A 9,565-nucleotide genomic window follows, 5' to 3' on the forward strand; every position below is an offset into this window, starting at 1 on the left:
GTAATACGCAAAATGGATTAGTCACAAAGGTGGCAACTGCCTGACGAAAATCAAGTTCATACTTCCACCGCCTTTGTCGGCGAAGCAGCGGTTGAACGCTCTGCCGAGCCAGCAAGACCCACATAAGAGTGCCATAGCGTCGCCTTCGGATTGCCATGACCGTCTTCAGAGTGAAGCAACTTGCATCCAACTCGGTCCATGCCGCGGCCGATGCGATCGGCTGGGACTATGACCGCGCCGAGCTGATCGCCGACGGCATCATCCATGCCATCGGCGTGCTCTCCGGCATCATTGCCGCCACCGTCCTCGTGGTGCTCGCGGCGGTCTATGCCAGCGCGGTCGACATCGTCGGTGTCTCGATCTATGTCGCCGGCCTGCTCTCGATGCTGGTGCTCTCGGCGACCTATAATCTCTGGCCGGTGTCGCCGGCCAAATGGCTGCTGCGGCGCTTCGACCATTCCGCGATCTATCTCTTGATCGCCGCGACCTATACGCCGTTCATCCTGGAGCTGAAGGACAGTGTGTTCGCGCTGGCGCTGCTCGTCTGCGTCTGGTGCGTGGCGATCCTCGGCATCGTGCTGAAGCTCGGCTGGCCCGGCAAGTTCGACCGCGTCTCGATCGGCATCTATCTCGCCATGGGCTGGAGCGGCCTGATGCTCTACGACGCCGTGGTCACGGCGCTGCCTGCGATGGCGCTGGGCCTCGTGCTTGCGGGCGGCGCGCTTTACTCGCTCGGCGTGATCTTCCACGCCTGGCGTCGCCTGCGCTTCCAGAATGCGATCTGGCACGGCTTTGTGTTGGCCGGCGCGGCGTGCCATTATACCGCGGTGCTCGACCTCGTGTTGAGCTGAGCAAGACCAGAAGCGGTATAAGAATAAGAGGAGACGTCGCATGCAGGTGGCCGGCAAGATCGTGGTCGTCACGGGCGGCGCCAATGGCATCGGCAAGGCGCTGTGTGAAGCCTTTCATCGCGCAGGTGCGGCCAAGGTGGTGGTCGCGGACATGGAGGCCGCCGGCGCGAGAGCAGTGGCGGCGACCGTGAACGGTGCCGCCTTCAAATGCGACGTCGCCCAGGAAAAGGACATCGCTCACGTCATCGAGGAGAGCGAGCGGCAGTTCGGCCCCATCGACCTCTTTTGCTCCAATGCCGGCATCGGCGGCGGCTTCGATCCGATGTCGGTGAATGCCGGCGGCTCTTCGGACGAGCCGTGGCAGCGGAGCTGGGCGATCCACGTCATGGCCCACGTCTACGCAGCGCGGCATCTCGTCCCACGCATGAAGGCGCGCGGCGGCGGTTATTTCCTCAACACGATCTCGGCCGCGGGCCTGCTGTCGCAGGTCGGCAGCCCGGCTTATTCGACGACCAAGCATGCCGCGGTCGGCTTTGCCGAAAATCTCGCGATCTCGCACAAGGCGCACAACATCCGCGTCTCGATCCTGTGCCCGCAGGGCGTCGACACCAACATGCTGCGCTCGATCCCGAAGGGACCGCAATCCGGCGACGGCGATCTCTCGCCCGAGCAGGTCGCGAGCGACGCGCTCGCCGGCATCGAGCAGGAGACCTTCCTGATCCTGCCGCACCCGCAGGTGCTCGGTTACATGCGCAAGAAGACCGAGAATTACGACCGCTGGATCGGCGGCATGGCCAAGATCCAGGCGAAGATGCGCGAAGAGTTTGGGAAGTAGGCACTGCTGTCGCCGCGTTTGACGCCGTCATGCCCCGGCTTGCCGCCTTCGCTGAAGCTTCGGCGGCCGAGCACCCTTGTGGCCCGGCGTAGCCTTGGCGGGAGCCGGGACCGGGGCATCCAGTACGCCGCGGCGTCTCCGTATCACGTCACCGTCGCTGGAATACTGATCGCCCGATGAAGTCGGGCGATGACAGCTGAGTGTGTGGAGAAAAGTCGCGCCCCTAATGCTTCTGCGCGTAGAGCAGCGGCACCGCTGAATCCACCACCACTTCGACCAGGCTCGTGCCCTCGAACGCCATGGCGCGCTTCAGCGCATCGCCGAGCTCCGCGGCCTTCGTCACCCGCACGGCCTCGCAGCCCATGCCTGCGGCGAGCTTGACGAAGTCGATTCCCGGCAGCTCCAGCCCGGGCACGTTGCGCACCTGCATCACCTGGCTGAACGAGCGCATCGCGCCGTAGCCGGAATTGTTGATGACGACGATGGTGAGCGGCAGCTTGCGCTGCGCGGCGGTCCACAGCGCCTGGATCGAATACATCGCCGAGCCGTCGCCGATCAGGCACACCGTGCGCTGTTTCGGCTTGCCGAGAGCCATGCCGACAGCGGCGGGCAGTGAGTAGCCGAGGCCGCCGCTCGCCATGGTGTAAAAACTATCCTGGCCGCGCATCGGCAGGAATTTTTGCATTGCCGGCCGGTGCGAGGGCACTTCCTCGACGAGCGAAGCGCCATCCGGCATCGCCTGCGACAGCGAATGCAGCAAATATTCCACGGGCAGTGGATCGGCGGCTTGCGGCGCCGGCGGCAGCGTGCGGCCTTTCGGCGTCGCGCGTTTGCTCTCCGGCAGGAGGTCGAGCAGCATCGCGAGCGCCGGCTTCATGGTGGCGATGATGCTGCTGCCGACCGGCGTCACCGCCGCGGCATCCGGATCATCGGTGATCTGGAAGATCGTCGCGCCGCCGTCGAAGATCGATGCATGGCCTTCGACGTGAAACGTGAAGACAGGCGCGCCGATCACGACCACAAGATCGTGCTCGCGCAACGCGTCGGAGAGTTGCGCCGGTGAGGCGTGCAGGAAACCCGCGAATTGCGGATGACGCTCGGGGAACGAGCAGCGCGCCGAGAACGGGCTGACCCAGACGCTCGCCCCGGCTTTCTCGGCGACGTGCACCATCAGGTCGACCGCGCCGGCGCGGTCGACGCCGGGGCCGACGACGAGGGCAGGGTGCTTGGCTGAACCGAGCGCCGCCACCAGCGCCTTCATCGCCTCCGGCTCCGGGCCGACCTCGCGGCTGACCTTGCGCGCCTCGACCGGCGCGGTCGCATGCGTCCAGTCGTCGATCGGGATCGATACGAAGGTCGGCCCGCACGGCGGCTGCATGGCGGTGTAATAGGCGCGCGCGATCGCGGCCGGCACGTCCTCGGGTCTTGCCGGCTCGACGCTGTATTTCACGTACGGCCGCGGGAATTCCGAGGCGCGCTCGGCATAGAGGAACGCCTGCAACGGGAGGATCGATCGGGCCTGCTGGCCCGCGGTGATGACGAGCGGCGTCTGGTTGCGGTGCGCGGTGTAGATGTTGCCGAGCGCGTTTCCGACGCCGGCCGCCGAATGCAGATTGACGAAGCCGGCATTGCGCGTCGCCTGCGCATAGCCGTCGGCCATGCCGACCGCGGAGGCCTCCTGCAGCGCCAGCACGTAGTCGATGTCATCAGGCCAGTCGCTGAGGAACGGCAGCTCGGTCGAGCCGGGATTGCCGAACACCCTGTTGATGCCGAAGGATCGCAGCAGGTCGAGCGTCGCCTGCTTGACGGTGACGGATTTGCTGCCGGTCTTGCCATTCTTTGACATTGTTTCCGTCCCTTCTTAGTTCCTCATCCTGAGGAGCGCTGAACGCGCGTCTCGAAGGATGAAGGCCCGGCTCTCGACCTCGCCCTTCGAGACGCGCGCGAAGGGCGCGCGCCTCAGGGTGAGGGTCTAGGTTCCTACATCGCGGCTGTACTCGCAAGGACGACGAGGATGCAACGGTGGCTCACCACACCGCCGTGCCCTTCATGGTCGGCTGCCCCTCGGCATTCGCGGTCCACAGCTCCATGCTCTCGCCGCTGTCGTTGGCGTTGATGGAGAACTCTGTGCCCTCGAACAGCGGCTGCAGGCCACGATAGGTGAATTTCTTCGGCGCATTGCCGCCGCGCAGCTTCGCGGCCATCTCGATGATGAGCGCGGCCTGCAACGGCCCGTGGAAGATCAGGCCGGGATAGCCCTCGACCTTGGTGACGTAGTCGCGATCGTAGTGGATGCGGTGGCCGTTGAAGGTCAGCGCGGAATAGCGGAACAACAGCACGGGATCGGATACATGCGTCTCGCGGTGCTGCGCCTTGGGCGGCGGGGGCGGGGCCTTCGTGCTCGTGGGCTGGCTGCTCGTCATCTCGCGATAGACGATGTCCTGCCGCTCGCGGATGGCGACGCCGCGCGGTGAGCTGATGCTGTGCTCGACCGAGACGAAGCACAGCGTGCCGGTCGAGCCGGACTTCACCTGCACATCGGCAATGCGCGAGGTCCGCGTCGACTCGTCGCCGACGCGCAGGGGCTCCAGAAACTCGATCTCGCCGCCGGCCCACATCCGGCGCGGCAGCGGCACCGGCGGCAGGAAGCCGCCGCGGGTCGGGTGACCGTCGGGGCCGAGCATCGACATCGGAAACACCGGCTGCGCCAGGCACCAATGCACCGTGAACGGCGCTGCGTCGCCTTTCGCGGGCTCGCCCACCTCCTGGAACAGCGTCGCGCGCAGGCCCTTGACGAGCTGCGCGGTGACGATGTCGGTGGCTTCCTGGGTGCGGCCGATCCATTGCCGCAGATGATCGATGTCGAGCTTCTCGGTCATGACGCCTCGCTCTTTTTTACTTCTTCGACTGGGGACCTTCGCCGATAGCCGGCACGGCGCCGTAGCTGCGCGTCTCGCCGACGATGATCGGCGCCGGCGCGGGATAGCTGACACGGCCGTTCGGCGTGTCGACCTCGATGCGGCGCAGATGTGGATGGGTGGTGAGGTCGGCCATGGTGTTGACCTCGGCGAAGGCGATGTCGGCATCCGACAGGCGCTTCAGCAGCTCATCGCGTGTCATCTTGCCGAAGGCATCGGCAACCGTCTTGTCGGTGAAGTCGCGGTTGCGCACGCGCTCGACCATATTGGCGACGCGCGCATCGCTCGGCAGATTGGGCTGGTCGAGCACCTCGGCGCAGAGCGTCTTCCATTCGCGCTCGCTCTGGATCGAGATCAGGATGTCCTTGCCGTCCTTCGACGTGAACACGCCATAGGGCGCGATCGAGGGATGGCGAAGGCCCATGCGCTTTGGTGGATTGCCGGCCTCGGAATTGAGCAGCGGCACGGTGCACCAGTCCGCCATCACGTCGAACATGGAGATGCGAATGTCGGCGCCCTTGCCGGTGCGTCCGCGCGCGATCAGCGCCTCCAGGATCGCGGCATGCGCGGTCGCGCCGGTCGCGACATCGACGATGGACATGCCGACGCGCGAGGCGCCATCGGGATTGCCCGTGATCGAAGCCAGCCCGCTCTCGGCCTGGATCAGCAGGTCATAGGCCTTGCGATGCGCGTAGGGACCCTCGTCGCCATAGCCGGTGATGGTGCAGGAGATCAGCTTCGGATAGTCCTTCAGAAGCCGCTCGCGGGAAAAGCCGAGCTTGTCCATCGAGCCGGGCTTGAGGTTCTGAACCAGCACGTCGGCGCTCGCGATCAGATTCTCCAGTTCCGCGCGCCCCTCTTTGGTGGCGAGATCGACCACCGCCGACTGCTTGCCGCGGTTGAGCCAGACGAAATAGCTGCTCTGGCCCTTGGCCGCCGCATCATAGCCGCGGGCGAAATCGCCCTCGGGCCGTTCGATCTTGATGACCTCTGCGCCGGCATCCGCCAGGCGCGACGAGCAGAACGGCGCTGCCACCGCCTGCTCGACTGCAATCACCCTGATCCCGTCAAGTGCTCCCATGATGCGACCTCAGTATGAGCGGGGCATGCCGAGCACGTGCTCGGCGATGAAGGACAGCACGAGGTTGGTCGAGATCGGTGCCACCTGGTAGAGCCGGGTCTCGCGGAACTTGCGCTCGACGTCGTATTCCTCGGCGAAGCCGAAGCCGCCATGAGTCTGGATGGCCGCATTCGCCGCTTCCCAGGACGCATCCGCGGCCAGCATCTTGGCCATGTTGGCCTCCGCGCCGCAGTCGAGCCCGGCCTCGTATTTGCGCGTCGCCTCCTTCACCATCAACTCGGCCGCGCGCATCGAGGCATAGGCCTTGGCGATCGGGAACTGGATGCCCTGGTTCTGGCCGATCGGCCGGCCGAACACCGCGCGCTCCTTGGCGTAATTCGACGCCTTCGCAATGAACCATTTTGCGTCGCCGACGCATTCGGCAGCGATCAAAATACGCTCGGCATTCATGCCGGAGAGGATGTAGCGAAAGCCTTTGCCTTCCTCGCCGATCAGGTTTTCCGCCGGCACCTTCATGTCAGTAAAGAAGACTTCGGTGGTGGCGTGATTCATCATGGTGCGGATCGGGCGGATCTCGAGACCCTTCCCCTTGGCCTCGCGCATGTCGACGATGAACACGGAAAGTCCATCGGTGCGCTTCTTGGCCTTTTCCTTCGGCGTGGTGCGCGCGAGCAGGATCATCAGGTCGGAATGTTCGGCACGGCTGGTCCAGATTTTCTGGCCGTTCACGATGTAGTGGTCGCCCTCGCGGCGGGCGAACGTCTTGAGAGAAGAGGTGTCCGTGCCGCTGGTCGGCTCGGTGACGCCGAAGGCTTGCAGACGCAATTCGCCGGTTGCGACCTTCGGCAGATACTTCGCCTTCTGCGCGTCATTGCCGTGCCGCAGCACAGTGCCCATCGTGTACATCTGGGCGTGGCAGCCGCCGCCGTTGCAGCCCGCGCGCTGGATCTCCTCGAGGATCGCGGCCGCAGCGGAGAGCTTCAGGCCCGCGCCGCCATATTCTTCCGGAATCAGCACCGAGAGATAGCCGGCTTCGGTCAGCGCATCGACGAAGGCCTTGGGGTAAGCCATCTCGCGATCGAGCTTGCGCCAGTATTCGCCGGGAAACTGCGCGCAGAGTTTTGCCACGGCCTCGCGGATGTCGGCGTGATCTTCGGTGTGGTGCTCTTCTTGGCTCATGGCGTTTCCCGTGGGCTTTGGTTGAGAGAATAGCGCCGGCCAATCCTCCGGCGTTGTGAAAACAACGCCAACCCCCTATGCTCATTTGCTATAGCGTATGGAGTAGCGTTCCAAGATTGGCAAGCATGGATTTCCGGCAGCTCAGGACCTTCAGTTGCGTGGCGGAGCTCGGCAGCCTCTCCAAGGCATCCGATACGTTGCGCGTGGCGCAGCCGGCGCTGAGCCGCCAGATCAAGCTCCTGGAACACGAGCTGCGCACCGAGCTGTTCACGCGCAACGGCCGCGGCATGGTGCTGACCGATGCCGGGCGCCTCCTGCTGGCGCGCACCTCCGGCATCGTCCGCCAGATCGACCAGATCCGCGACGACATCCAGTCGGCGAAGGGGCCGCCGTCCGGCCAGGTCGTGCTCGGCCTGGTTCCGACGGTGAGCTGCGTGCTGTCGGCGCGCTTTGCGCGGCGCTGCGTCGAATCCTTTCCCGGCATCTCGCTGCGTATCGTTGAAAGCTATAGCGGCCATCTCGTCGAATGGTTGCATCGCGGCGAGATGGATCTTGCGATCCTCTATGGCCGCTCGGCCGATCTGCATCTCAACGTGCAGAGCCTCGGCCGCGACAATATCGTCGCGGTCGGCCCTCGCGGCTGCGGCCTGTCGCGCAAGAAGAGCGTCGATGTCGGTTGGCTGTTGCGGCAGCGGCTGGTCCTGCCCAGTCATTCCCACGGCCTCCGCGCGCTGATCGAGCACGCGGCCGCCCAGCGCAAGATCAAGCTCAACGTCCAGCTCGAGGCGGATTCCTTCCGCGTGCTCACCAGCCTCGTCGAAGAGGGGCTCGGCTTCGCGCTGCTCCCGCCCTCGTCGGTGCATGGCGAGGTCGCGGACGGGCGGCTGGAAACCGCGCTCGTCTCGAAACCGATGACGCGCGAGCTCATTTTCGCTTCTCCGATCGACCGCCCCGCCTCGACGGCTTCGCTCGCCATCACCGCGCTCCTGCGCGACGAAGTCGCGGCCTGCCGTAAGGAAGGCCTGTGGGACATCAAGCTGAGTTAGAAGTGCTCGTGTCCTAGAACAGCCGCGCGCCGTCTTGCCTTCGCATCTGGCGCGACCTGTAATGCCGAAATGTTATAGCTGGACTACCGTCACTGCGAGTTTGACGCGCATGTGCATCCAAAATTTCGTCGTTGCGAACGCAGCGAAGCAATCCAGGGATTTATCCGCGGTGACAGTCTGGATTGCTTCGCTGCGCTTGCAATGACGAAGAATGTTGCAGCGGCGCTCGAATCAACTCGCAACTCAATCGCGGAGGCGGCTTCCTTTCTCCGGCCCTACAAACACGGCAACCGTCAGCCCGGAATCCGCACCGGCAGCGTCTCATAGCCCTTGATGAAGCTCGAATAGATCCGCCGGGGCTCGCCGACCACCTCGATGCGGTCGAACCGCTTCAGCATCTCCTCCCAGACGATCCGGAGCTGGAGCTCGGCGAGCCGCATGCCGACGCAGCGGTGGATGCCGAAGCCGAAGGACAGATGCGTGCGCGGCCGGGGGCGGTCGATGATGAACTCGTTCGGCTTCTCGAACATCTCCTCGTCGCGGTTGCCCGAGACGTACCACATCACGACGCGGTCACCCTTCTTGATGTGCTTGCCGCCGATCTCGGTGTCCTGCAGCGCGGTGCGCCGCATATGCGCGAGCGGAGTCTGCCAGCGGATCACCTCCGGCACCATGGAATCGATCAGCGCCGGATTGTCGCGGAGCTTGTCGTATTGCTCGGGGTTCTCGTTCAGCGCCAGCACCGAGCCGGTCATGGTGTTGCGCGTGGTGTCGTTGCCGCCGACGATGAGCAGGATGATGTTGCCCATGAGGTTGTCGGGGTCCATGAAGCGCGTGGCGTCGTTGTGGGCCATCAGCGACAACAGGTCGTTGCGCGGGGCGGAATTGACTCGCTCGTTCCACAGCTTCGACATGTAGGCGTAGCACTCGTCCATTTCGCGGCGGCGCTCTTCGGCGGATGCGACGATGCCGCTCTTGGGCAGCGCAGTCGAGACGTCGGACCAGCGCGTCAGCTTGCGCCGCTCCTCCCAGGGGAAGTCGAACAGGCTGGCCAGCATCTGCGTCGTCAGCTCGATCGAGACGCGCTCGACGAAATTGAAGGTCTCGTTGCGCGGCAGATTGTCGAGCACGGTCTGCGAGCGCTGGCGGATCAGTTTCGCCAATTCGTCCAGATGCGTCGGCGTGAACATTGGCGACACCGTCTTGCGCTGCGCCGAATGCTGCGGCTGATCCATCGCAATGAAGCTCGGCCAGTCATAGCCTGACGGTACGTCGCGGATCGAGATGCCGCCGAGCGTCGAGTCGGAGGAGAAGAGGCCGTGATTGGTGTCGACATGCATGATGTCGTTGTACTTCACCACCGACCAGTAGGGCTCGATCGGCGCATTGGTGCAGTAGTGCACCGGCTCTTCCTTGCGCAGCCGCTCGAACCACGGCCACAGCGTGTCGTCCTGGAACAGCCGTGGCGCGCCCGGGTGGAACTGCGCCAGCGGCGTCGCATAGGCCTCCTCGCGCGCCCTGCGCATGCGTTCGGCCTTGTCCACGTTGACCGGGGTTTGGATGTTCATGGTGGTGGCTCCAGTGTGTTCCTCTTCGCCTCTCCCCGCTTGCGGGGAGAGGCCGGAATTCGCGCAAAGCGCGGATTCCGGGTGAGG

General features: G+C 64.8%; 8 protein-coding genes. 3 read left to right on the forward strand and 5 right to left on the reverse strand.

Annotated features, from left to right (window positions below):
* Positions 1-155: 155 nt before the first annotated feature.
* A complete protein-coding gene (gene trhA / locus AXW67_RS13715) occupies positions 156-851 on the forward strand; it encodes a PAQR family membrane homeostasis protein TrhA (protein WP_027555047.1) in 696 nt (231 codons plus the stop codon).
* A 40-nt stretch (positions 852-891) separates the two neighbouring features.
* Entirely contained in the window at positions 892-1,686 is a 795-nt protein-coding gene (locus tag AXW67_RS13720) for an SDR family oxidoreductase (protein ID WP_063678309.1), read from the forward strand.
* A 223-nt stretch (positions 1,687-1,909) separates the two neighbouring features.
* Here the strand turns inward: AXW67_RS13720 and mdlC are convergent, their stop codons facing one another.
* From mdlC to AXW67_RS13740, 4 genes are all read right to left on the reverse strand, one after another.
* A complete protein-coding gene (mdlC, locus tag AXW67_RS13725) occupies positions 1,910-3,532 on the reverse strand; it encodes a benzoylformate decarboxylase (RefSeq protein ID WP_063678310.1) in 1,623 nt (540 codons plus the stop codon).
* Between the two features lie 181 nt (positions 3,533-3,713).
* A complete protein-coding gene (locus AXW67_RS13730) occupies positions 3,714-4,565 on the reverse strand; it encodes an HTD2 family dehydratase (RefSeq protein WP_063678311.1) in 852 nt (283 codons plus the stop codon).
* 16 nt (positions 4,566-4,581) lie between these two features.
* Positions 4,582-5,685 carry a CaiB/BaiF CoA transferase family protein gene (locus AXW67_RS13735; RefSeq protein ID WP_063678312.1) on the reverse strand — a complete coding sequence of 368 codons (1,104 nt, stop codon included), beginning with the start codon at positions 5,683-5,685 and terminating at the stop codon, positions 4,582-4,584.
* Between the two features lie 9 nt (positions 5,686-5,694).
* A complete protein-coding gene (locus tag AXW67_RS13740; protein ID WP_027555052.1) occupies positions 5,695-6,864 on the reverse strand; it encodes an acyl-CoA dehydrogenase family protein in 1,170 nt (389 codons plus the stop codon).
* Between the two features lie 125 nt (positions 6,865-6,989).
* Between AXW67_RS13740 and AXW67_RS13745 the strand changes: the two genes are divergently transcribed.
* Positions 6,990-7,910: a LysR substrate-binding domain-containing protein gene (locus AXW67_RS13745; protein ID WP_063678313.1), complete on the forward strand. Its 921-nt coding sequence runs from the start codon at positions 6,990-6,992 to the stop codon at positions 7,908-7,910.
* Positions 7,911-8,203: 293 nt separating this feature from the next.
* Here the strand turns inward: AXW67_RS13745 and AXW67_RS13750 are convergent, their stop codons facing one another.
* Positions 8,204-9,478 (reverse strand): cytochrome P450, encoded by a 1,275-nt coding sequence (locus AXW67_RS13750; protein WP_063678314.1) that lies wholly within the window; start codon positions 9,476-9,478, stop codon positions 8,204-8,206.
* Positions 9,479-9,565: the final 87 nt, after the last annotated feature.

It is taken from the genome of Bradyrhizobium neotropicale (assembly GCF_001641695.1).
In the GTDB taxonomy this organism is placed as follows: Bacteria; Pseudomonadota; Alphaproteobacteria; order Rhizobiales; family Xanthobacteraceae; genus Bradyrhizobium; species Bradyrhizobium neotropicale.